Source organism: Neorhizobium vignae (genome assembly GCF_000732195.1).
Lineage (GTDB): Bacteria > Pseudomonadota > Alphaproteobacteria > Rhizobiales > Rhizobiaceae > Neorhizobium > Neorhizobium vignae.
In genome coordinates this window covers 66,217-88,271 of sequence record NZ_JNNU01000014.1, presented here as the reverse complement: position 1 = coordinate 88,271, position 22,055 = coordinate 66,217, and the positions used below count along the sequence as shown (strand labels likewise).

22 protein-coding genes and 1 pseudogene are annotated in these 22,055 nt (G+C 61.1%); 6 read left to right on the top strand and 17 right to left on the bottom strand.

Translation table 11 applies throughout. The features are described 5' to 3' along the window. Positions 1 to 10: 10 nt before the first annotated feature. From kdpA to GQ59_RS22570, 5 genes are all read right to left on the bottom strand, one after another. On the bottom strand, positions 11 to 1,714 hold the full coding sequence (kdpA, locus tag GQ59_RS22585) for a potassium-transporting ATPase subunit KdpA (RefSeq protein ID WP_037085343.1): 1,704 nt from the start codon (positions 1,712 to 1,714) through the stop codon (positions 11 to 13). 65 nt (positions 1,715 to 1,779) lie between these two features. Next, positions 1,780 to 1,869: a K(+)-transporting ATPase subunit F gene (locus GQ59_RS22580; RefSeq protein ID WP_007760774.1), complete on the bottom strand. Its 90-nt coding sequence runs from the start codon at positions 1,867 to 1,869 to the stop codon at positions 1,780 to 1,782. Between the two features lie 311 nt (positions 1,870 to 2,180). Continuing rightward, on the bottom strand, positions 2,181 to 2,345 hold the full coding sequence (locus GQ59_RS32395) for a hypothetical protein (protein WP_156376360.1): 165 nt from the start codon (positions 2,343 to 2,345) through the stop codon (positions 2,181 to 2,183). A gap of 11 nt (positions 2,346 to 2,356) precedes the next feature. Next, entirely contained in the window at positions 2,357 to 2,647 is a 291-nt protein-coding gene (locus GQ59_RS22575; protein WP_037085340.1) for a hypothetical protein, read from the bottom strand. Between the two features lie 11 nt (positions 2,648 to 2,658). Then, on the bottom strand, positions 2,659 to 2,838 hold the full coding sequence (locus GQ59_RS22570; protein ID WP_037085337.1) for a hypothetical protein: 180 nt from the start codon (positions 2,836 to 2,838) through the stop codon (positions 2,659 to 2,661). Positions 2,839 to 3,073: 235 nt separating this feature from the next. Here GQ59_RS22570 and GQ59_RS22565 point away from each other — a divergent pair, with 235 nt between their 5' ends. Both GQ59_RS22565 and GQ59_RS22560 read left to right on the top strand, forming a co-directional pair. After that, positions 3,074 to 4,321, top strand: coding sequence for an NAD(P)/FAD-dependent oxidoreductase (locus tag GQ59_RS22565; protein ID WP_037085334.1), 1,248 nt, complete (start codon positions 3,074 to 3,076; stop codon positions 4,319 to 4,321). A gap of 80 nt (positions 4,322 to 4,401) precedes the next feature. Continuing rightward, positions 4,402 to 5,700 carry an NAD(P)/FAD-dependent oxidoreductase gene (locus GQ59_RS22560; RefSeq protein ID WP_037085331.1) on the top strand — a complete coding sequence of 433 codons (1,299 nt, stop codon included), beginning with the start codon at positions 4,402 to 4,404 and terminating at the stop codon, positions 5,698 to 5,700. 8 nt (positions 5,701 to 5,708) lie between these two features. Here the strand turns inward: GQ59_RS22560 and GQ59_RS22555 are convergent, their stop codons facing one another. Together GQ59_RS22555 and GQ59_RS22550 are read right to left on the bottom strand one after the other, a co-directional pair. After that, a complete protein-coding gene (locus tag GQ59_RS22555; protein ID WP_037085328.1) occupies positions 5,709 to 6,365 on the bottom strand; it encodes a TetR/AcrR family transcriptional regulator in 657 nt (218 codons plus the stop codon). A gap of 213 nt (positions 6,366 to 6,578) precedes the next feature. Next, positions 6,579 to 7,115, bottom strand: a complete 537-nt coding sequence (locus GQ59_RS22550) for a gluconokinase (RefSeq protein WP_037085326.1) — start codon at positions 7,113 to 7,115, stop codon at positions 6,579 to 6,581. Between the two features lie 163 nt (positions 7,116 to 7,278). On the opposite strand from GQ59_RS22550, the gene GQ59_RS22545 reads away from it, so the two are divergent. Further along, entirely contained in the window at positions 7,279 to 8,517 is a 1,239-nt protein-coding gene (locus tag GQ59_RS22545) for a TadE/TadG family type IV pilus assembly protein (protein ID WP_037085323.1), read from the top strand. Positions 8,518 to 8,520: 3 nt separating this feature from the next. Here GQ59_RS22545 and GQ59_RS22540 read toward each other — a convergent pair whose 3' ends face one another. The 6 genes from GQ59_RS22540 to GQ59_RS22520 all read right to left on the bottom strand — a co-directional run bounded on the left by GQ59_RS22540 (position 8,521) and on the right by GQ59_RS22520 (position 14,569). After that, positions 8,521 to 9,552 (bottom strand): AbrB family transcriptional regulator, encoded by a 1,032-nt coding sequence (locus GQ59_RS22540; protein ID WP_037085320.1) that lies wholly within the window; start codon positions 9,550 to 9,552, stop codon positions 8,521 to 8,523. A gap of 169 nt (positions 9,553 to 9,721) precedes the next feature. Continuing rightward, on the bottom strand, positions 9,722 to 10,204 hold the full coding sequence (gene rirA, locus GQ59_RS22535) for an iron-responsive transcriptional regulator RirA (protein WP_037085318.1): 483 nt from the start codon (positions 10,202 to 10,204) through the stop codon (positions 9,722 to 9,724). Between the two features lie 340 nt (positions 10,205 to 10,544). After that, positions 10,545 to 10,670, bottom strand: coding sequence for a hypothetical protein (locus GQ59_RS33345; protein WP_280114057.1), 126 nt, complete (start codon positions 10,668 to 10,670; stop codon positions 10,545 to 10,547). Positions 10,671 to 10,748: 78 nt separating this feature from the next. Next, positions 10,749 to 11,813: a M48 family metallopeptidase gene (locus GQ59_RS22530; RefSeq protein ID WP_037085316.1), complete on the bottom strand. Its 1,065-nt coding sequence runs from the start codon at positions 11,811 to 11,813 to the stop codon at positions 10,749 to 10,751. Further along, entirely contained in the window at positions 11,803 to 12,897 is a 1,095-nt protein-coding gene (locus tag GQ59_RS22525) for a YjgN family protein (RefSeq protein WP_152564424.1), read from the bottom strand. The genes GQ59_RS22530 and GQ59_RS22525 overlap by 11 nt, the downstream gene beginning before the upstream one ends. A 175-nt stretch (positions 12,898 to 13,072) precedes the next feature. Then, positions 13,073 to 14,569, bottom strand: coding sequence for a CoA-acylating methylmalonate-semialdehyde dehydrogenase (locus tag GQ59_RS22520; protein WP_037085314.1), 1,497 nt, complete (start codon positions 14,567 to 14,569; stop codon positions 13,073 to 13,075). Between the two features lie 113 nt (positions 14,570 to 14,682). Here GQ59_RS22520 and GQ59_RS22515 point away from each other — a divergent pair, with 113 nt between their 5' ends. After that, the gene (locus GQ59_RS22515) at positions 14,683 to 14,991 is read left to right on the top strand and encodes a putative quinol monooxygenase (protein ID WP_037085312.1); all 309 of its coding nucleotides are present in this window, start codon (positions 14,683 to 14,685) and stop codon (positions 14,989 to 14,991) included. Positions 14,992 to 15,009: 18 nt separating this feature from the next. Next, positions 15,010 to 15,891, top strand: a complete 882-nt coding sequence (locus tag GQ59_RS22510) for a LysR family transcriptional regulator (protein ID WP_037085310.1) — start codon at positions 15,010 to 15,012, stop codon at positions 15,889 to 15,891. 80 nt (positions 15,892 to 15,971) lie between these two features. On the opposite strand, the gene GQ59_RS22505 is transcribed toward GQ59_RS22510, so the two are convergent. The 4 genes and pseudogenes from GQ59_RS22505 to GQ59_RS33135 form a co-directional block, all read right to left on the bottom strand. Then, a complete protein-coding gene (locus GQ59_RS22505) occupies positions 15,972 to 16,217 on the bottom strand; it encodes a helix-turn-helix domain-containing protein (protein WP_007769053.1) in 246 nt (81 codons plus the stop codon). Positions 16,218 to 16,529: 312 nt separating this feature from the next. Then, positions 16,530 to 17,528, bottom strand: coding sequence for a TRAP transporter substrate-binding protein (locus tag GQ59_RS22500; protein WP_037085308.1), 999 nt, complete (start codon positions 17,526 to 17,528; stop codon positions 16,530 to 16,532). A gap of 29 nt (positions 17,529 to 17,557) precedes the next feature. Then, complete coding sequence (locus GQ59_RS22495; protein ID WP_244448029.1) at positions 17,558 to 19,333, bottom strand: TRAP transporter large permease; 1,776 nt, start codon at positions 19,331 to 19,333, stop codon at positions 17,558 to 17,560. A gap of 122 nt (positions 19,334 to 19,455) precedes the next feature. Further along, positions 19,456 to 19,571 (bottom strand): annotated as a pseudogene (locus GQ59_RS33135) (alkanesulfonate monooxygenase); the annotation flags it as partial. 219 nt (positions 19,572 to 19,790) lie between these two features. Here GQ59_RS33135 and GQ59_RS22490 point away from each other — a divergent pair. Next, on the top strand, positions 19,791 to 22,043 hold the full coding sequence (locus GQ59_RS22490) for a putative bifunctional diguanylate cyclase/phosphodiesterase (protein ID WP_152564423.1): 2,253 nt from the start codon (positions 19,791 to 19,793) through the stop codon (positions 22,041 to 22,043). Positions 22,044 to 22,055 lie beyond the last annotated feature (12 nt).

Below are 22,055 nucleotides of genomic sequence, written 5' to 3'. Positions count from 1 at the left end.
CCTCACTACCTCAGAAGGTCTGGCCGGCGATCATGACCAGGTGTTCGACGACCGGGCCGAGCGCCAGAGCGGGCATGAAGGTGAGGCCGCCGACGATCAGGATCGTGCCGACCAGCAGGCCGACGAAGAGAGGGCCGTCGGTCGGGAAGGTGCCGGCCGACGCCGGAACCGTCTTCTTGGCGACCAGCGAGCCTGCAATTGCAAGTGCCGGGATGATGACCAGGAACCGGCCCATCAGCATGCCGATCCCGAGCGTCACGTTGTACCAGGGCGTGTTGCCGGTCAGTCCGCCGAAAGCCGAGCCGTTGTTGGCCGCGGCCGACGTATAGGCATAAAGGATTTCGGAGAAGCCGTGCGGGCCGGCGGTGCCGATCGAGGCGACGGCGGACGGCAGGACCGCGGCGATGGCCGTGAAGACCAGCATGGCAAGCGGCAGGCAGAGGATGGCAAGCACGGCCATCTTCATCTCCTTCGCCTCGATCTTCTTGCCGAGATATTCTGGCGTCCGACCGACCATAAGCCCGGCCACGAAAACTGCGACGATAATGAAGAGGATGATGCCGTAGAAGCCCGCGCCGACGCCGCCGACGATGACTTCGCCGAGCTGCATGTTGATCAGCGGGATCAGGCCGCCGAGCGCGGTGAACGAACCATGCATGGCATTGACCGCGCCGCAGGAGGCCGCCGTGGTGATCACCGCAAACAGCGAGGACATGGCGACGCCGAAGCGGACTTCCTTGCCTTCCATGTTGCCGCCGGCAAGACCGAGCTGGTGCATGAGAGGATTGCCGGAAGCTTCCGCCCAGTAGGTGATGCCGACACCGACGACGAACAGGACGCCCATCGAGGCGAGGATCGCCCAGCCCTGGCGCTGGTTGCCGACCATGCGGCCGAAGACGTTGGTGAAACCCGCACCGATCGCGAAGATCGACAGCATCTGGATGAGGTTGGATATCGCATTCGGATTTTCGAACGGATGGGCGGAGTTGGCGTTGAAGAAGCCGCCGCCATTGGTGCCGAGCATCTTGATGGCAAGCTGCGAGGCGACCGGGCCGAGCGCGATGGTCTGCTTGGCGCCTTCCAGCGTCGTCGCCTCGACATAAGGCCCAAGCGTCTGCGGCACGCCGAGATAGACGTAGACCAGCGTCAGCACGATGCAGATCGGCAGCAGGATGTAGAGCGTGGCGCGAGTCATATCGACCCAGAAATTGCCGATCGCCTTGCCGGACGCGCGCGAGAAGGCGCGGATCAGGCCGACGGCGATCGCCATGCCGGTCGCGGCAGACACGAAGTTCTGCACGTTAAGGCCCATCATCTGGGTGAGATAGGACATGGTGCTTTCGCCACCGTAGTTCTGCCAGTTGGTATTGCTGACGAAGCTGACGGCGGTGTTGAAGGAAAGCTCCGGCGGAACGGCGGCCATGCCGGCCGGATTATAGGGCAGGCCGGCCTGCAGGCGCATCATCGCATAGAGCACGATGACGCCGAACAGGTTGAACATCAGCAGCGAGAATGCATAGGCGGTCCAATGCTGGTCTTCGCGCTCGCTGGTGCCGGCCACGGCATAAAGTCCCCGTTCGATCGGAACGAGGACAGGTGACAGAAAGGTGCGCTCGCCTGAAAAGACACGCGTCATGTAACCGCCGAGCGGTTTGACGAGCGCGATGATGATCCCGCAATAAAGCAGGATCTGAAGCCATCCGTTGAGGGTCATTTGGGGTTAACTTTCAATACCCGGCAGCTGACGAAAGGCGCCGGTTCTCTTCAAAAGCGTTCTTTTCAGAAGCGTTCGGGACGAATGAGAGCGTATGTGAGGTAGACGGTGAGGAACACGGTCACGGCACCGCTCAGGACATAATCGAGGATCATCGGAACTTCTCCCTTCAAAGCCTGTCGCAGGCGCGGGTATAGGCAAAGCAGAGGCCGAAAAAGACGACGGCGGTGCCGAGTAGAATGACGTCCAACATTGATCTGGACTCCTGTTGTTAAGGCGAGGCCGGACAAGACAAAGGGTGCCATCCATGAAAGACGGCACCTTGTTGCTTTCCGGCTTGGAGATGATCTTTTGCGATCTCTCTGACGCTAATATGCGGCGCGACCGCATAGGGGTTCGAGACGGAGCGCAGAGGAAAGAAATAAAAATCCTATAGGAATTTCGCTCGCTCCGGCGGCGGCTATTCTCAGGAAGCGGCCGCAAAGGTTATCACGTAGGCGGTGACGAGCATCACCAGCATGACTGCGAGCATGCCGAGGATGATGTTCGAAGCGCGCAGACGGTCTGACTTCCCGAAAGGGCGGGAGCGCGGATAGACATTCCCACGCATATAGTAGATGGCCCTGGACATCGGCATTCTCCTCACGCCCGTCCCGCGATCTTCATGTGGGAGCTTTTCGCCGGAGAGCGACTGACCGGGGTCTCGAAAATCGATCCGAGGCTCAAGGTCACATCTTCCGGGACGCAGCAGACGGCGCCGGGCTCATGATCGCTTTCGAACATCGCGAAATGCACCGCCGACGCCCGGTCGGTGAAGAGGCCGCCGATGAGACCTTCCCGGTCGGAGACGATCCAGCGGCCGCCGGCATCGCGGCCGACCGTGAAACGCACGCCACGCGAGGGAGATTTGCTTTTCAACATTGCCTTGCTCATCGTGTTTCTCCTCAAGCCACCATCATGGAAACGAGGCCGGCGGCGCAGAGGCCGAGACCGATGACGCCGAGGAGCCTCAGGAAGACCCCGACATTCGCATCGACCGGGCGATCTGGCTGCGACAGCCGGCATTGCTGGGCCTTGGCTTCAGCAAGATGCAGGGAGTAAACGTTCCCCAAACGACCAAACATTTCAGTCACTCCTTGTTGGGATTGGCCCGCGGCATTGTTCGCGCGGAGCCGGCATCTAAACCGATGCACGATCCGGAAGGTAGCGACGGCCCCATAGGCTTTCGATTGGAGGGGCCATGCGAAGAAATAGGGATTCCATATAAACAATCGCGATTTTTCATTTGCGCCGCAGCATTCCGGGCGGCATGTTTGAAATCCTCGAACTATAAAAGACTTGGGAAATGGAATTCAGATCATGACAGCAGATGCGATCGTGCTGGGAGCCGGCATTGTCGGCGTTTCGACGGCATTGCAGCTTGCCCGGCGCGGCAAATCGGTGGTTCTCGTCGACCGGAAAGAACCCGGCATGGAGACATCCTACGGCAATGCCGGGCTGATCCAGCGCGAGGGCGTCGTCCCCTACGGCTTTCCCCAGCAGTTCGGCCTGATCCTGCGTTATGCCATGAACAACCGTATCGATGCGCATTTCCACTGGCGGGCGATCCCATCGGTCACGTCGTTTCTGGCGAAATACTGGTGGCATTCGAACCTGACCCGCCACCAGCTGATCGCGCGCGCCTACGCACCGCTGATCGAGCACTCGATCGCGACCCACAACGAGCTGATCGAGGAAGCCGGGGCCCAGGATCTGATCGCCAAAAACGGCTGGACGGAGGTGTTCCGCACCCGCGCCAAGCATGACGGCGAGATCGGCGAGGCCGAACGGCTCCGCAAGGAATACGGCGTCGCCTTCAAGGAGCTTTCGCCTGCCGATATCGCCGAACAGGAGCCCAATCTTTCCACCGATTTCGTCGGCGGCCTGCGCTGGGAAGACCCATGGTCGGTCAAGGACCCGCTGGCGCTGACGCGCGCCTATGTGGCGCTGTTCGAAAAGCTCGGCGGCCGCGTGCTGAAGGGCGATGCCAAGAGCCTGTCGCAAACCAAGACCGGCTGGCGGATCGTCGCCGGCGATGGCACGGTGGAAGCCAAGGACGTGGTGGTGGCGCTCGGCCCCTGGTCCGATACGGTGACGAAACCGCTCGGTTACAATTTCCTGGTCGGCGTCAAGCGCGGCTACCACATGCACTATGCGGCCAAGGGCAATGCCAAGCTCAACGGTTGGACCATGGATGCGGAGCGCGGCTATTTCCTTGCGCCGATGAACCAGGGCATTCGCCTGACCACAGGGGCTGAATTCGCCCGTCGCGACGCGCCGAAGACGCCTGTTCAGCTGGATCGTGCCGAAGCAGTGGCGCGCAGCATCTTCCCGCTGGCGGAGCGGCTCGACAGCGAGCCATGGATGGGCGCCCGCCCCTGCACGCCGGACATGATGCCCGTGATCGGCAAGGCGCCTCGGCATGACGGCCTGTGGTTTGCCTTCGGCCACGCGCATCACGGCCTGACGCTTGGACCGGTCACCGGGCAGGTCATCGCCGAAGCCATCACGGGGCAGAAGCCTTTGATCGATATCTCGGCCTATCGCCCGGAGCGTTTCAACGCCTAGCTTACATAAGGAATGGGCTGGCCAGCAGGCGGCAAGGGCTGTCGGGCGTGACCGACGGGCCTATATTCGGACGGTGTGAGATGGCCTTCAAGACGAGCGACAATCCTCGCCACACGAATTCGTGGTACGCGGCCTCCGCCAAGGACAAGCGTGCCCGCCCTGCCCTCGAAGGTGCGATAGAAGCGGATGTCTGCGTCGTCGGCGCCGGGTTCACCGGCATTTCCGCGGCGCTCGAACTTGCCGAACGCGGTTATTCGGTCGTGGTGCTGGAGGCGGAGCGCATCGGCTTCGGCGCCTCGGGCCGCAATGGCGGTCAGATCGTCAACGGCTACAGCCGCGACCTCGAAACCATCGCCGGCCGTTATGGCCGCGACAAGGCGGTGAAGCTCGGGGCGATGTCGCTCGAAGGCGGCGAGATCATCCGCAGCCGCGTCGCGAAATACGGGATCGACTGCGATCTGGTGCATGGCGGCTTCTTCGCGGCCTTCACGAACAAGCAGATCCGCGAAATGGAGTATCACAAGGCCGATTGGGAACGATACGGCCACGGCGGGCTGGAGATGGTCTCGAAGGCCGAGGTCGGACGGTACGTGAAGACCGACCGCTATGCCGGCGGCATGATCGACAGGCTCGGCGGCCATATCCACCCGCTCAATCTGGTGCTTGGGGAAGCCGCTGCGTTCGAAAGCCTTGGCGGACGCATCTTCGAAGCCTCGCGCGTGACCGGCCTCGACATGGGCGAAAGACCGGTGGTGCGGACCGAAAGGGGTTCGGTGAAGACCTCCTACGTGCTGGTCTGCGGCAATGCCTATCTCTCTCCGCAGTTTCCGGAGATCAGCGGCCGGATGATGCCGGTTTCCAGCCAGGTGATGGCGACGGAACCGCTCGACGCCGCGCTAATCGAAAGCCTGCTGCCGGCCAATCATTGCGTCGAGGACGCCAATTACATCCTCGACTACTACAGGCGCACCGCGGACAACCGGCTGCTCTATGGCGGCGGCATCGGTTACGGCGGCCATGATCCGAGCGACCTTACAGGGGTCATCCGCCCCAACATGCTGAAGACGTTTCCGCAATTGAAGGACGCGAAGATCGATTATGCCTGGAGCGGCAATTTCGCGCTTACCCTGACGCGTATCCCGCATATGGGAAAACTATCGGACAAGGTCTATTTCTCGCATGGCGACAGCGGGCACGGGGTGACCACCACTCATCTGCTCGGCAAAATCCTCGGCGAGGCGGTCGCCGGCCATGCGGAACGCTTCGACATCTGGTCGTCGCTCCCCAACCTGCCCTTCCCCGGCGGCCGCACCTTCCGGGTACCGCTGACGGTGCTCGGCGCATGGTGGTATGGGTTGCGCGACCGGCTTGGTGTCTGACCCGGAGATCAGAGCGACGCCGGGAAACTGCCTGTAAGGTAGTAGGTCGCCTGCGCCCGAACAATGGACTTGAACTGCGTCACGATTCCGGCGGCTTCGTCTTCCGGAACCATGAGAGCCAACCGCAGGGTGGCGCCGGCCATGTGAAACATCACCAGGAGCGTCTGCGCATAACTTTCCCGCAGAGGCTGTTCCACGAAAGGTTCGGTCGCCTTGTAAAATACGTCGGCCTGGAAGCGGGTCTCGGCGATATCGAGGTCCGCAAGCGCCTTGTCGGCCTGGATGGCATTCAGCAGATCCTGGGTCGCGGGCCTTTCCCGCATATTGTAGTAGTACAGATCGAAAAGTTCGGCCGGTGCCTGCAAAGCTTCTTCTGCCGTGGTGATCTTTCCGATCTGCTCCGTCACCAGGGTACGAACCTCTTCGGCGTAACTCTCGTAGAGCGTGGCGATGATCGCGGACTTGTTCGGGAAATACTGATAGACCGATGCGATAGGCCCGCCGGACAGGGCGGCTATCTCCTTCATGGTCACCGCGTCGATGCCCTTCTGGCCGATCAGGTCCATGGATACTTTCAGGATCTCATCGATGCGCTCGCGGCTCCGCTCCTGTTTCGGCACCCGGCGAAGCGATCCCCGCCCCGGTACTTGCGTCGAATCTGGCATCCGCAAACCGTCTCCTCAAACACCTGCCAACCGCTGCCCTTCGTTGCCGGTGAATTTTCCGGTGGCCGAGAGCAGAATTGCTTGAACACAAACTGTTTGTTTATACGACGCCCGAAGAGCATCGGATCACGAAGGCCGGTAATTTTTAGAATACTTTCCACGCCGATGCACAAGACAGAACATCGGAGAAAACTGGAGCTTAAATCCTATTATCTATGCTCCGGCGAGCGTGGCAATACCATCGAAAGCCTTGCCGACAATGGTATCGACACTTGCGTCGATGTCGACCGTTACCACGCCGGCCTCATGCTCCGGGCTTTCCAGGGTTGCAAGCTGGCTCTGAAGCAGTGACGCCGGCATGAAATGGCCGGTACGCGCGCCCATCCGTTGCTCAAGTACCTTGGGGTCGCCGGTGAGGAAGACAAAATAGAGCGTGCCGCCGCTCTCGCGCCGTAGCCGGTCCCGATAGGTCTGTTTCAGGGCCGAGCACGATACCACCACGCTTTCGCCCCGCCCCCTCGCCCTGGCCAGTTCGTTGCCAATCAGATCGAGCCATGGCCAACGGTCGTCGTCGGTCAGCGGAATCCCTTTCGCCATCTTGGCGACGTTCGCCTCCGGATGCAGACGGTCGCCCTCCACGAACGCACAGCCGAGACGCGCGGCGAGGTGCTCGCCCACCGATGTCTTCCCCGATCCGCTGACACCCATGACGACGACTGCGAGAGGGAGCGTGATTTCGATTGCGGGCATAACTGACTTCCATTGATAACGCGTTCAGCAGGCGACAGGGGCGAATTGGGAAACTCGGGTTAACCGCGGATTTTCCAATTTTCTTACGAGAACCTTAGAGGAAATGCGATAAAGACTCATCTTCAAGCGAATTCCGTTCTCCAATCCAATGAGATCAACGATCATGCGGCGACTCATCAATATTATCGCGCTTCGCGTTTATCATATCCTGCGCGATACGGGCGGCAATTTTGCGATAGCGACTGCTCTGGCGTTGCCGGTCCTCGTGACCACCGCCGGTGGCGCGATCGATTTCGCCCAGGCCACGTTCGAACGCGGCCGGCTGCAGGGTGCGCTCGATGCGGCCGTGCTCAGCGCCGTGGCAAAACCTGATATCGCCAGTCAGCGCCGGGAAGCACTACGCTTTCTCACCGATACGGTTCCCGAAGACACCGACCTCGACAGCGCGCTTATCGTCGCCGCGAATACCGACGGTAGCCTGACGGGTACCTATGCCCAAGCTGTCCCCACCAATTTCCTCGGCCTGATCGGTATCCACACCATCGACGTCAAGGTCCGGTCCACCGCCATCGCGAACAGGAATCCGAAGCCTTCAGGCGCATGCATCTATGTGCTCGGCAATGCATCGCAGGCGGTTCTGATCAATTCGGGCGCCAATGTGCAGTCGGAGAAATGCGGCGTGGAAGTCAGTTCGACCCAGAACCCGGCCTTCATCATGAACAGCGGGGCGACGATCGATACGACCAGCTTCTGCGTTGCCGGCACCCAGTATATCAAGAACGGCGGAACGCTCAGCAACCTGAAGCCGGGATGCAAGGTTTCCGGAGATCCCTATGCCGGCAGCATTGCCGAGCCGGCCGTCTCCTCCACCTGCACTACCAGCGGCACAAAGGACGGAGCCGTGCAGGAAATGGCTCCCGGCGTCCATTGCGGCACCACCTTCAACGGATCGCCGAAGATCACGTTCAAACCCGGCCTCCATATCATCAAGGGCCGGATGATCATCAACTCCGGTTCGACGGTCGTCGCGGAGGGCGTGACCTTCTATTTTCCCGACACCGACAGCGAAATCCGCGCCAATGGCAGCTTGAGCTTCACCGCATCGGCGCCGACCAGCGGCACCTACAAGGGCATCCTAATGTTTGAAAAGACCAGCGATGCCGCCAACAATGCCCGCAAGCAGCAATACATCTTCAACGGTTCCAATGGGGAAACTCTCAAGGGAGTGATCCATCTTCCAAACCGCGACGTCACCTACAATTCGACGACGAACCAGACGAACCTCATCACGCTGGTGGTCAATACCATGATCATGAACTCGTCCAACTGGAAGATCGAACCCTATACGGGAGCTGCCGGTGGAACCGGTTCCGAGATCACCTCGGTGCGCCTCGTCAACTGACGATTACCGCTGCCGGGCGTCCTTGCCGAGCACGATTGGCATCAGTACCGACAGGAACATCAGCCGCAACACGTGGTGGGCGCCGACATAGGCGGGGTCGGCATGCAGCATGACCGCCATCGCCGACATGGTTTCCAGCCCACCCGGCGCAAAAGCGATCAGTGCCGCATCGAGCGGCACGCCGGTCAGATAGGAAACGCCGCCGGCAATCGCCGCTGCAAGCACGATGACGACCACCGTCACCACACCGCCGGCCACGAAGGCGGTGCGCAATTCGCTGATCGATACGCCACAGAAGCGCGTGCCGATGACCGAGCCGAGGATGACGTAGGTTGGGACGAGCAGCCAATTCGGAACGCCGCCGCTGATGAACCCTGTCACGTGCGTGGCGATCGACACCACGACACCGCCGAGCAGCAGTGCTGCCGGAAAATTCCAACGCATGAACAGCAGGCCGAACAGCGCCGAGACCACGAGCATGGCGACCAGAACGGGCGTGTTCATCGCCAGCGGAACCAGAACGGGATCTGTGCCGACGAGATCGAAGATTTCGACGATCAGGGGAACTGTGATGGTCAGCGCCAGCACGCGCACGCTCTGGCCAACACTGACGGCGCGCAGGTCGCAGCGGGTTTCGGCAGCGAGGCTCAGCACATAGCTCAGGTGGCCGGGGGAGGAGGCGAGCAGCGCGGTGATCCGGTCATAGTGGAAGAACCGCTGCAGCACCCAGGAGCTCACATAAAGCAGGATCACCACCGCCACGAGCACCATGACGAAACTCAGCGGCCAAGTGCGCGCCGCCACGATCACCTCCGGCGTCACGGTCGCCCCCATCGACACGCCGACGATGATGAAACAGGCGTTGCGGACCTGCGCCGGCACCGCCAGGTTCAGCCCGGCGAGCCCGGCAATGGTGATCGCGATTGCCGGACCGATGAGGTAAGGAGCTGGAAAAGCTATGAGAATTGCGATCAGCGCACCGGCAGTGCCGATCAGCGCAGTCAGCGCGAAGGTGCGCAATTCCGAAAGGGGCATGGCTTAATCCTGAAGGCGCCACAGGATGGAAAACTGACAAAAGCCAGTAAAACGCCTGGTCCCCTTCTATTGCAAATGGGCGAGAGGTCAACCTCTTCTGCCGCATATGCGGATAGCAAAAAGGCGCCGGCCTCAACGGCGGCGCCTTCGATAAGCGTGAATGGCAGGATCAAGCGGCCGGCGCGATGACCTTCGGGAGGGTCTTCGGCAGATGCAGCATATCGATGCCCAACAGGAAATTGATCTGCGGACGCGCCTTGACGAGGTCGTCGATCGTGTATTGCGCGAGCACGTCGAAGAACGCGTTGAGCGCCTTGCGAAGCGCGGCGTTCAGGCCGCAGCTGTCAACAAGCGGGCATTCCGCGACTCCCTCTTCGAAGCACTCTGCCATGGCAAAGCTGTCTTCAGTCACCTTGATGACATCGAAAAGAGTGATGCGGTCAGCGGCGCGGCCAAGCCTTACGCCACCATTGCGACCGCGCACGGTCTCCACCAGACCGGCCTTGTTGAGCGGCTGAAGGATCTTGAAGAGAAAGAGTTCGGAAACGCCGTATGCTCTTGCAATCTCGGGGATGCGGCTGAGGTGGCCTTCGTTGGCGGCACAATACATCAGCATCCGTACTGCGTAATTCGTCTGTTTGGTCAAGCGCATGCTGGTCTCCCGAGACTGGTACCCACCCTATATAAAGGCTCCGCTAGTTTTGAACAATTCCAAAATAAGAAAATTGTCATCAAGTTTCGCGCTGCGCCAGCTTGCCTTCATCGGCGCGGAATTCAAGCGGCGAATTGTTCGTCCACACAAACGGAGACCCGGAAGGCCGAGGTTCAAGCTGGATCGGGGGCATAGACAGACACCTGGGCGGGCGCTCCAGGGAAGACCTTGCTTTGGCAGCCCGCCGAGAGGACGGGCCGGCGCATTATGGATCGATTTCCCGCAGCCTCAGATCGCCATTCCGATCCGCGGCGGCTCGCCGGAAAAGTTTCGGCTCAGATCAACTGGTCATCGCGATCGCCACCCAGGTCGGGACAGCAACCATCACCATTGCAGCCAGGAGGCTAAGGCCGATCTTCGCCAGATACGCGCGGCGGGCACGCTTCACATCCCACTCGTACACCATGGACATACATCCCACTCCTACTCCGCGCGCTAAATTAGAATAGTCTGCGGATACGTCAATGGTGGCTATCGATCACGGCTACCTTGCCCGAGGCCGACCTTCGAGCTCGGCGGCGTAGTTGCGGATGTCCTGCTGACGTTGCGGGGTGCCCGGATGGCTCGAGAGAATGCTTGCGTCTTCATGATCTCCCAGCCTGTCTTCGAGGACCGCGAAGAAGCGGGCTAGTGCTGCCGGGTCATAGCCGGCCGCCCGCATCAGCTCGACAGACCGGCGGTCCGCCTCCGCTTCCGCGGCGCGGGAATAGGACAGCGCCACCAGTGCGCCGCCCTGCGTGAGGATGTCCTCGACGCCCGAGCCGACATCGCCGGCAATGAGCATGACGAGCGCGGCGACGCCCGCGGCGCGGTAAAGCTGCCGCAGGCTGTGTTCGCCTTCGACATGAGCGATCTCGTGGCCGAGCACGCCAAGGACCATTTCCCGGTCGCCATTGGCGAGCTTCACCAGATCATCGGTTAGAATCAGGTTACCGTTCGGAAGTGCGAAGGCGTTAGGGCCGATCACCCCGCCATCCCGAAAATAAAGCTGATAGGCCTTTTGCCCGCCCTTCGAATGGACGGCGAGTTTCGAGAAGCCCTCGGAGATCGCTTGCCGCTCGCCTTCCGGCAATTCGGACGGTTTCAGGATCGTCCGATCGAGGGATGCAAGCGTGCCGGAGCCGATCAGTTCCGGCACGAAGGGCGGCGTCACCAGGACCGCGACTTCTACGAGAACGGGGACGGCGAAGCGGTAGATCGTGGTGGCAAGGAGGATGACGGCGAGCGTCATCAGGATCAGCCGCGGGTGGAACTGCTCCAGCCGATGGATCCAGCCGCTGCGGGCGCCGCGCTTGTCGCGCAGATAGGTGTCGATCCCATCGTTGTCGCGCGTCTCGAACACGGATCCGTCCGGAAAGCTCACCCGCCGCGGGATCGAGCCGACCCGCGGACTGATCTCGGCCCGCTCCGGCACGGCCGAAGCGAGGACCCGCTCCTCTTCCGCTGCCACGAGGAGGATGCCGTCGTCGCGCAGGACGGCCCCGATCGCGCGGCTGGAATTGGCCGGATGCCATTCGCCTTTGGCGATGACCGCTCCGTCAGAAGCCAAAGTCGAACCCTTCCATATCCATGTATTCCGCGCTGATCGCAGCACCGCTCGCCTCGATCGAGGAGAGAATTTCGCCCGGATCGCCATTGATGCGGATGCCGGTGTGTTCGTTTACATACCGCGCCATCCGGACCGCCGCCCAGGGGCGCATCAGTCCGAGCGTCAGCACGGTGACGATCACATTGCTGATCGCGATCCAGGCATAACGCAGCCGGGAGATATCGCTGACCAGCTGATGGCGACCGTCAAGCTCCGCCGCCGACCAGGCGACGTTGCGCACACCCGCCCGATAGAAGAGACCGGCAATACCGTAGAGGATGAAATAGATGAAGATCCCGGCATAGAGCCCGGCGATGCTCAGCACGGTCATCTGCGCGCTCGTCAATTCGGCGCTGTCGCGCATGACGGCCGCAGCACCGATGATCACGACGAAGGCAATGACACCGAAGACGATGCTGCCCAGGAATACGATCAATGCCGGCAGGACCCAGACGCCATAAAGCCGGCCAAGCTGCGGGTCGCTGGAAAACGGCCGGTCGCCGTAACGCAGGTTGTTGAAGAGGTATCGCCAGGTCCAGCGGCTCGCAAGCGGCGCCAGGATGCCGAAGGAAATGAAGGCTACCAAGCTGCCTAGCATAATAGCGACGAAGGCGCCGCCTGCCGTGCCGACGAAATCGAAACGCACGTTGCGATAGCTCGTCACCCGGGCGTTGAAGCGCAGGCTGCGCTTGGTGAGCCACGGAAGGGCGATCAGAATCACGATCGGGGTTACGATGCCGATCGGCGGAAAGATCGCCGTGCCGATGTTGAGCACGATCAGGAACGCGATGACGATCAGCCGGCCGATGAAGATCTGCTTTCCGGTCGCGTGATACTCGAAGGCGCGATCGAGAATGACCGTGTTGCCGTAGAAATATCGCATGCGCCGCACCTTCGCCCAGGCCGAATAGATGCCGAGGGTGACGATGGTCAGCAGAACGTTGACGATCCAGATGCCGAAATATTCGCTGGCGCTGCCGGTGAAGGATGCCCGTTCAAAAGACTGTGCTTCCGCCGCCCGAGGCGCCGTCTCTGCCATTGCCATGATGTCATATCCCCTTGCCGCCGCCGAGACGGCTGCCTGCCCGATTCCCCACATGATTGTAAGGCCTGGATATGTCATTTCAATTGTTCGCGCGACACGTAATCAGGTTTTCGGTCGCCGAAAACAAAACGGGCCTCCGAAGAGGCCCGCCGGATGCTCTGTGCTGATTGCGGATTTACTTCATCGTCGGCATGACGAATTCGGCACCGTCCTTGATGCCGGACGGCCAGCGGGCGGTGATCGTCTTGGTCTTGGTCCAGAACTTGATCGAATCCGTGCCGTGCTGGTTGAGATCGCCGAAGCTTGAAGCCTTCCAGCCGCCGAACGAGTGATAGGCGAGCGGAACCGGGATAGGCACGTTGATGCCGATCATGCCGATATTGATGCGGCTGGCAAAGTCACGGGCGGCATCGCCGTCGCGGGTGAAGATTGCAACGCCGTTGCCGTATTCGTGCTTCATCGGCAGCGACAGCGCTTCCTCATAGTTATGGGCGCGAACGACCGAGAGGACCGGGCCGAAGATTTCCTGCTTGTAGATATCCATCTCGGGCGTGACGTGGTCGAACAGCGTGCCGCCGACGAAATAGCCGTTCTCGTAACCCTGCAGCTTGAAGCCGCGGCCGTCGACCATGAGCTTGGCGCCTTCCTCGACGCCACGGTCGATCAGGCCGTTGATACGGGCATGCGCTTCCTTGGTGACGACCGGGCCCATGTCCGCCTTGTCGTCCGTGTAGGGACCGATACGCAGGGACTCGATCTTCGGGATCAGCTTTTCGACGAGACGGTTGGCGGTTTCCTCACCGACCGGAACGGCGACCGAAACCGCCATGCAGCGTTCGCCGGCCGAGCCGTATCCGGCGCCCATCAGCGCGTTGACGGCCTGATCGAGGTCGGCATCCGGCATGATGATCATGTGGTTCTTGGCGCCGCCGAAGCACTGGGCGCGCTTGCCGTTCATCGCCGCCGTTCCATAGACGTAACGGGCGATCGGGGTCGAGCCGACGAAGGAGACGGCGCCGATATCGGGATCGGTGAGGATCGCATCGACGGCCGCCTTGTCGCCGTTGACGACGTTGAGGATGCCGGCCGGCAGGCCCGCTTCGATCATCAGTTCGGCGAGGCGCATCGGCAGGGACGGGTCACGCTCGGACGGCTTCAGGATGAAGGCATTGCCGCAGGCGATCGCCGGCGCGAACATCCACATCGGGATCATGCCCGGGAAGTTGAACGGGGTGATGCCGGCCCCGATGCCGACAGGCTGGCGCATGGAATACATGTCGATCTGCGGACCGGCGCCTTCGGTAAACTCGCCCTTCGACAGGTGCGGGATGCCGATCACGAATTCGCAGACTTCCAGGCCGCGGATGACGTCGCCCTTGGAATCCTCGACCGTCTTGCCATGTTCCTTCGACAGCATTTCGGCGAGCTCGTCCATGTTCTGGTTGAGTAGGTCGACGAACTTCATGAACACGCGGGCGCGGCGCTGCGGGTTGGTGGCAGCCCATTTCGGCTGGGCCTGCTTGGCGTTTTCGACGGCAGCGCGGATTTCCGAAACACTGGCGAGCGAAACCTTCGCCTGGACTTCGCCGGTTGCCGGATTGAAGACGTCAGCCGCGCGGCCGCTGGTGCCGGCGACATGCTTGCCGCCGATGAAATGCCCGATCTCACGCATGGGTATGCTCCTCCATTTTGGTAAGTGGTGGGAGTCTACACTTCGATTTGCACAAAGCAATGGAGTGGAATAAGCATCCGTTGTGCAGAAATTGAAGCAAGAGGGAGGTTATGATGTCCGGCAAGATCGTCAGGATTGCGGAACTGGAAATCGATCCCGCACAAATCGACACCTATCGGGCCTTGCTTGCCGAGGAAATCAACGCGTCGGTGGAGAATGAGCCGGGCGTGCTGATGTTGCATGCGGTCTCTGAAAAGGAACGGCCTGAGCAACTCCGCATCCTGGAGGTCTATGCGGACCAGGAGGCTTACGAAACCCACCTCCGGACGCCGCATTTCCTGAAATACAAGAAATGCACGGCGGACATGGTCAAGTCTCTCAGGCTGATCGACGCCGATCCGGTCATGATGCGGGCAAAGTAAGCAACAGGACGACCAATAATGAACTGGGATGATGTCCGCATGTTTCTGGCAGTCGCCCGCGCCGGACAGATCCTGGCTGCCTCGCGGCGGCTCGGTGTCAACCATGCGACGCTCGGACGAAGGGTGACGGCGCTTGAAGAGGATTTACGCACCCGCCTCCTCATCCGCCGGACCAATGGCTGCGAACTGACCGCCGAGGGCGAGGTGTTCTTCCGGGCGGCCGAGCGGATGGAAACGGAGATGCTGGCGGCCCAGGCGAGCACCGGGCGGATCGACGCGGCGATCGCCGGCACGGTCCGGATCGGTGCGCCCGACGGTTTTGGCGTCTCCTTCCTTGCCTCGCGGCTCGGGCGGCTGACGCGCCGGCATCCGGAACTCAAGCTCCAGCTGGTGCCGGTGCCGCGATCCTTTTCGCTCTCCCAGCGAGAGGCGGATATCGCCATCACCATCGAACGGCCGGAACAGGGCCGGCTCGTCTCTTCGAAACTGACCGATTATACGCTGGGTCTCTATGCCTCGAAGACCTATCTCGATCAGGCAGGAACGCCGCGAACGGTCGAGGCGCTGAAAAGCCATCCGCGCATTGGTTACGTCGAAGACCTGATCTTCTCGCCTTCCTTGAACTTCACAGGCGAGGTGATGCGGGACTGGGATGCGAGCTTCGAGATTTCAAGCGCCATCGGCCAAACCGAGGCAGTGCGTTCCGGGGCCGGCATCGGCATCCTGCACGATTATGTGGCGCGGCAATATCCGGAACTGGTGCGCGTGCTGCCCGAGACCGTCATCCGGAGGTCCTACTGGACCACCTATCATGAAACGACACGCGACCTGATGCGACTGAGGACGGTGGTGGAATTCCTGAAGGAACTGGTCGACGGGGAAAACCACATCTTTGTGTGACGGATAGGACGGCCTTCAAGGGGAAAGAGAAGAAGGCCGAAAACAGGGTCCGGCCGCCGGAGCGGCCGGAAAACCTTGTATCAGGAAGGCAGGAAGGTCGTAACCGGAACCTTGAGTGCCGCAGCGATGCGCTTCAGCTTGGCCGGGTCGGCATCGGTGCCGTTTTCGATGCGAACGATCTCGTCATTGACGAGGCCGGTCGTGATGGCAAGCTCTTCGATGCTGTAGCCGACAGAACGGCGCGTTTCGGCGACGGCTGAGGCAATATGCTGAGGAGAAAACTTCGCTCCATTGGCGGATGCGAAATTATTGATCGAAATTGTCATTGTATGCTCCTTCTAGAATGGCCTGCCGAAAACCGGTCAGGTGAAGGGGGACGAACGCCCGAGACGCAGGAGTCTAAAAAATTAGGCACCGGCTGCCGCAAACATAGGCATGCTAACGACCGTGACAAGGGCGATTAGTGCAGTGCACAAAAATGTGTTCACTTTCGGGTCGGAAGAAGGCAGCGCTAAAATCGCTAAAGCCTTCGAAAGGGCCAAAATCCAGGTATTCCGGCCGAATTTAGTCTGAAAAAACAAAAGCGGCACTGTTTTTGCAGTGCCGCATTAAATTTTCTTAACTTTCGAGCAATGATATCAGGCCGACTGGATTGCCTTGATCCGGTCCATGCCACCGAAGATTGTGGCGAAATCCTGCCACACTCCCTGCGCGCCCTTCTGCCATTCTTCGAAGACTTCCGGCTTCAAGAGCTTGCCGCCATTCTTGAGCGATACGGCAACCGATGCCGCCTCGTCGTCGACGATGAGCTGGTTGAAATAGGCCGCTCCTTGCTTCGACGCTTCCTGGAATACCGCCTTCTGCTCGGCGTTCAACTGGTTCCAGAAGCTTGCGGAATAATAGATCACGCCGGACGCCCAGATATGGCCGGTCTCGGTCATATAGGGCACGACTTCATAAAGCTTGAAGCCGGCATAGGCGGATTTGGTGAGGTCCATGGCGTCCGCGACGCCGGTCGCCAGCGCATTATAGGTCTCGGTGATCGGAATGCCGACCGGCGCGGTACCGAAGGCGCTCCACAGCTTGGTGTGCAGCGGGCTCTGGATGACGCGGATCTTCTTGCCCTTCAGCTGTTCCGGGCGGGTGACCGGTTCCTTGCTCAAGAGATGGCGGGCGCCGTAGTTGATGAAATCGCCGATCACGAAATTCTGGGCGGCGAGCTTCTGCTTCAGCTCCGTGCCGACGCTGCCGTCCACCGTCTTGCGAACATGGGCCGCGTCGCGGAAGAGGAAGGGCAGATCCAGGACCTGCAGTTCCGGCACCCAGCCCGACAGGGACGAGACGGTCGAAAGGCTTGCCTGCACGGAACCGAGGCGGGCGCCTTCCGCCACTTCCTTCTCACCGCCGAGCGCGCCGTTCTTGACGACGTTGAACTTGAACTGGCCCGGCAGCTTGGCTTCCACCACCTCGCCGATCTTCACCCAGATCTTCGATTCCGGCTTGTCGTCGCCGAGCAGCGAGGCGGTGGTGATCGTCGTCGTGCGGGCGGCGGCGCTGCGCACGAAAACCGGAGCGGCGAGCGCCGCGCCGGTTGCGGCGGCAGTCTTCAGAAGGGTTCGGCGGTTGATGTTGTCCATGTCTAAGGTCCCCGGAAATTATGGAAGAATCAGAAGATGATCGCCCAGGCACAAAGGATCGCCAGGGAAACCAGAAGTGCAAGCAGATAGGGCACGACCGCCTTGAACAGCGCGGTCGCGGGAATGCGGGTGACGCCGCTGACCACGAAGATCAGCATGCCGAGCGGCGGGGTCAGGCCGTGGATCATCAGATTGACGACAATGATGACGCCGAAATGGATCGGGTCGATGCCCGCCGCGACGGCGGCCGGCAGCAGGATCGGGCCGAACAACAGGATCGCAGCACCGATATCGAGCACCAGTCCGACGACCAGAAGGATGACGTTGGAGAGGATGAGGACTGCGAGCGGGCTGCCGCCGAGCATCGTCACGAACTCCGAGACGAGGCCGGAAACGTTGTCGACGGCGAGCAGGAAGGCAAATGGCCCGGCCGTGCCGATCAGCAAACCGATCGCAGCGGACTCCGTCGCCGCCTGTCGGAACGAGGTAAGCAGCGAGCCTGCTCCGACCTTGCCCCAGACCGCGAGAATTATCGTATAGAGCGCCGCGAGAGCCGCCGCCTCGGTGGTGGTGACGATGCCGATGCGGATGCCGACCACGACGATGACGCCGAGACCGAAGGCGGGAATGGCGGAGATGGCCGCCCGCCGGCGCTCGCGCCCCGACGCGCGCGGCAAGGCAACCTGCTCCCTGACAGACAGATGGATGGCCACGGCGAGGCAGACCGCCATCAGGCCGCCGGCGAAAAAGCCGCCGACCAGCAGCGAGCCGACCGACAGATTGGTGGCCGTCGCAAGGATCAGGAAAGCGATCGACGGAGGGATGACGTTGTCGAGCACCGAGGTGGCGGCGATGATCGCACCTGCCTGTGCAGGCGGATAACCGTGCCTGACCAGTTCCGGCTGGAAGGTCGAGGCGCCGAAGGCGGCATTCGCGACGGACGAACCCGAGGCGCCGGAAAACAGCACGCTGGTCAGAAGCGTCGTCTGCGCCAGTCCCGCCCGGCGATGGCCGACCATGGATGCGGCGAACCGGACGAGCTGGTTGGCGACGCCGGAAGAGGTCAGCAGCCCGCCGGCCAGCAGGAAGAACGGAATGGCGAGCAGCAGGAATTTCGACATGCCGGCCACCGTCGAAGAGACGATCGCCGGTTCCGGCAGGCTGCTGCCGAAGGCGATCGCCACATAGGCTGCCGCGAGGAAAGCATGCGCCAGGGGGGCGGCCAGGACGACACCGAGCGCGGCCACCAGCGCCAGGAACAGGCTCGGCGGCAGTTCATTATCGATAAAGATTTCGGGAACCCCGAAATAGAGCGCGGCGCCGAGGGCGAGGGATATCAGCACCGGTAGCGCCCTGCCCTCGGCAAGCCTTTGCAGAAGGAGCACAACGAGGATCAGCACGCCGCCGGCGCCCAGGAAACCGAAGCGGATCCATTCCGGAACTCCGAGCGTCGGAGAAATGCCGCCGAGCATGGACATGATTTCGGAACCGCCGAAGAGCAGGATCATGGCGGCCAGTACGGTGAACACGTCCGCCAGAACCTGGGTCGCCGGCAGCAGCCGGGCGGGAGCCAAACGCACGAAAACATCGAGCCGCATGGCCAGCGCACTGTTGAGGCTGAGCGGGGCACCGATCGAGATCAGGGCGACATGCAGCCATATCCCGACGTCTTCGGCGCCGATGAAGCCGGTATTGAAGAAATAGCGCAGGCAGACGCTGACCAGCACGACCACCAGCAGAACGGCGAGGATGAGCGCTGCGATGGTGCCGAGCACGGTCTCGACGCTCTTCAGCACCCGCGCCACAAGGCTATCGCCCCGAACAGCTGTCTGCTCTAGAAATTCGGATGGGCTGGCTGCCACGGGCTGTTACCTTTGCCGAAAAATCAGGCGGTCCTGACCGTGGAAGGATCACGATCGAATAGCGTCTACCAGGTGAATGCCTCGATGCCGACATCTCGCGTGAGACATCGAGACGCGGCAATACCTTTTCGCCGAAGCGGCGGGCTTCCTCAAGCAGCGACGGGCCCGAAAGGAGAAAAGTTTTCGGCGCCCGGCCTTTCGCACGGTCCTAATTCAAGCGCGGCTTGAGAGGTTGCGACTTTCGGTGGCATTCCCACACAGCGACCGGCGACGATCGGCAATTAAGACCAAAATCTCGACCTCGCTGCATCTTTTTGCGAGACATGCTTGGTTTTGAGTGAATTAATGGATTCGCGGAAATGCAGGGGCAGCCCTTGCGTGACAATCGGGGGATGTGTTCGTGGGCGATATCGAACAGGAAAAGAAATCTCAGGATCTCTTCGAATTTCATCCGGAGCCTGCCGCCCAGACAGGGGCGTCGCCCGATCAACTCCAAGCGGAGATGATGGATTTCACCATCTTGAGCGTCGATGACGACGAGATGTTCCAGAGCTCCCTCAGACTCTCGCTTTCTGGCTTCACCTATCGCGGCGTCGCGCCGCGGATACTGATGGCCGCTTCTGCCAACGAGGCGGCCAAGCTTCTGCTCGAAACGCCTTCGATCGCGGTCCTGCTGCTCGACGTCGTGATGGAGACCGACGATGCGGGGCTCAGGCTGGTTCGCACGATCCGCGAGGTCCTCGGCAACTCGCAGCTGCGCATCGTGCTCCTCACGGGGCAACCGGGCATCGCGCCGATGCAATCGTCGCTAGAAACCTATGATATCGCCGATTATTGGCTGAAGACCGACCTGACCAATGAGCGGCTTCACAGCATTCTCACCGCAAATCTCAGGACCTTCGAGCAGATCGATGTGCTGAACCGCGCGCGCCGGGGTCTCCAGAGCATTGTGGAGGCGAGCAACAGCCTGGCGAGGTCATCGGGATTTGAAGACTTCTCCCGACGGATGATCCACGAACTGGCGGCACTTCTCGGCGTCAGCGAGGACGGCATCGTTTGCGTTCGCGGGCGTGACCAGGAACAGCCGCCGAAGATCATCGGGTCGGCGGGGCGGTTCGCTTCGGTCCTCAACCAGACCCTCGATACCATCGATGACGAATCCATTCGCGACCTGATCCAGCGCTCGTTGGACGAGCAGGCGAGTATCGAAACCGCAAAAGCGCAGGTCCTGTTTTTCCAGGGCCAGGCGGTCGCGCCGCCGGCGGCAGCCTACATCGCGACAAACAGGCGAATCGACGACACGGAGCGGGAATTGCTGCGGGTCTTCGCGACCAATATCGGCACCGGCCTGATCAATGTGGCGCTGACCAGCCAGCTCGACCGCATCGCCTATGAAGACGGCCTGCTCGAGATCGCGAACGGCAACGCGTTGAAGCGCGGCATCCAAGCGGTGCTCGAGGTTCCCCCGCCCCGCAGACGGAAGGTCCTGTTCATCGAACTGAACCAGTATGCGAGAAGCTGCATCTCGCTCGGCGTCGCACAGGGCGATCATCTGCTGCGCGCTTTCGTGAAGCGTCTGGCAGCGGCGTTTCCACCGCCCTGCATGATCGCGCGTCTGCACGAAGACGTATTTGCCGTGCTCGGACCCGAATATCTCGTGCGGATCGAATACGTAAACCGTCTCGAAGCAGGTGCGCACTCGCCGGAAGCCCTGTTCTTCGGCGCAGAGGCGGCCTCCCTCGATCTCAACCACTTCACGTCGGCTCAAACCGTCATCGCGACCGGGCTTCTGCTCCTGAAGAAAGCGGGATTGAAGGGGACGAGCGGGCAACTGATCGAATACGACCCCAATGTCGAAGACGAGACGCGCCGCCGGTTCGCTCTTTCGCAGCAGCTTTACAAGGCGCTGCTCAACCGGGAAATCAGCGTCGTATTCCAGCCGCAGATCGACCTGACCGACAATCGGATTGTCGGCGCCGAAATCCTAGCGCGCTGGACGCGTACGGACGGCTCGGTCGTGTTTCCGGCAGATTTCATTCCGCTCGCAGAGGCGAACGGGCTGATCGTGCCCCTGGGTCAACAGATCCTGGAACAGGCATGCAGCGCACTCCGGTCCCTGAGCGAAGCGGGATTCGCAAGCGTCACCATCGCCGTCAACGTCTCGCCGATACAGCTTGGACGAAAGGAATTCATAGACGAAGTGATCGCCACCACGCGCCGTTATGGCCTGTCGCCGGATCGGCTCGAACTGGAAATTACCGAGACAGTCGCGATGGAAGAGCACCAACACGCCAATAACATGCTCTCCATTCTCAGAAGCGAAGGTTTCGCGATCGCCATCGACGATTTCGGCACAGGCTATTCTTCGCTGACAAAGCTACGGTCGTTCGAGGCCGCCACACTCAAGATCGACCCGTCGTTCATCGCCGATCTCGGAGAGTCCAGCCAGAGTGACATGATCGTCGAGATGATCATTCAGCTTGGCGAGCGCATGAACATGCGAGTTCTCGCCGAGGGTGTCGAGACCGAGCAGCAGGCGGAATGGCTGCGGTCGAGGAAATGCACCCTGGCTCAGGGTTATCTCTACGCTCGCCCGGAGCCCTTCGAACAATTCCTGGCGCGGTTGCGAAACTCGTCGGTCAAGACGGTGTAGCGGCCGATGATC

Coding starts and splice junctions, on each gene's coding strand:
- GQ59_RS22525 (WP_152564424.1), bottom strand. CDS start 12,897: ATGGCAATGGCAGAGACGGCGCCTCGGGCGGCGGAAGCACAGTCTTTT.
- kdpA (WP_037085343.1), bottom strand. CDS start 1,714: ATGACCCTCAACGGATGGCTTCAGATCCTGCTTTATTGCGGGATCATC.
- GQ59_RS22500 (WP_037085308.1), bottom strand. CDS start 17,528: ATGGACAACATCAACCGCCGAACCCTTCTGAAGACTGCCGCCGCAACC.
- GQ59_RS22520 (WP_037085314.1), bottom strand. CDS start 14,569: ATGCGTGAGATCGGGCATTTCATCGGCGGCAAGCATGTCGCCGGCACC.
- GQ59_RS33345 (WP_280114057.1), bottom strand. CDS start 10,670: ATGGTGTACGAGTGGGATGTGAAGCGTGCCCGCCGCGCGTATCTGGCG.
- GQ59_RS22545 (WP_037085323.1), top strand. CDS start 7,279: ATGCGGCGACTCATCAATATTATCGCGCTTCGCGTTTATCATATCCTG.
- GQ59_RS22555 (WP_037085328.1), bottom strand. CDS start 6,365: ATGCCAGATTCGACGCAAGTACCGGGGCGGGGATCGCTTCGCCGGGTG.
- GQ59_RS22570 (WP_037085337.1), bottom strand. CDS start 2,838: ATGTTTGGTCGTTTGGGGAACGTTTACTCCCTGCATCTTGCTGAAGCC.
- GQ59_RS22540 (WP_037085320.1), bottom strand. CDS start 9,552: ATGCCCCTTTCGGAATTGCGCACCTTCGCGCTGACTGCGCTGATCGGC.
- GQ59_RS22565 (WP_037085334.1), top strand. CDS start 3,074: ATGACAGCAGATGCGATCGTGCTGGGAGCCGGCATTGTCGGCGTTTCG.
- GQ59_RS22575 (WP_037085340.1), bottom strand. CDS start 2,647: ATGAGCAAGGCAATGTTGAAAAGCAAATCTCCCTCGCGTGGCGTGCGT.
- GQ59_RS32395 (WP_156376360.1), bottom strand. CDS start 2,345: ATGTCCAGGGCCATCTACTATATGCGTGGGAATGTCTATCCGCGCTCC.
- rirA (WP_037085318.1), bottom strand. CDS start 10,204: ATGCGCTTGACCAAACAGACGAATTACGCAGTACGGATGCTGATGTAT.
- GQ59_RS22510 (WP_037085310.1), top strand. CDS start 15,010: ATGAACTGGGATGATGTCCGCATGTTTCTGGCAGTCGCCCGCGCCGGA.
- GQ59_RS22580 (WP_007760774.1), bottom strand. CDS start 1,869: ATGATCCTCGATTATGTCCTGAGCGGTGCCGTGACCGTGTTCCTCACC.
- GQ59_RS22560 (WP_037085331.1), top strand. CDS start 4,402: ATGGCCTTCAAGACGAGCGACAATCCTCGCCACACGAATTCGTGGTAC.
- GQ59_RS22515 (WP_037085312.1), top strand. CDS start 14,683: ATGTCCGGCAAGATCGTCAGGATTGCGGAACTGGAAATCGATCCCGCA.
- GQ59_RS22550 (WP_037085326.1), bottom strand. CDS start 7,115: ATGCCCGCAATCGAAATCACGCTCCCTCTCGCAGTCGTCGTCATGGGT.
- GQ59_RS22505 (WP_007769053.1), bottom strand. CDS start 16,217: ATGACAATTTCGATCAATAATTTCGCATCCGCCAATGGAGCGAAGTTT.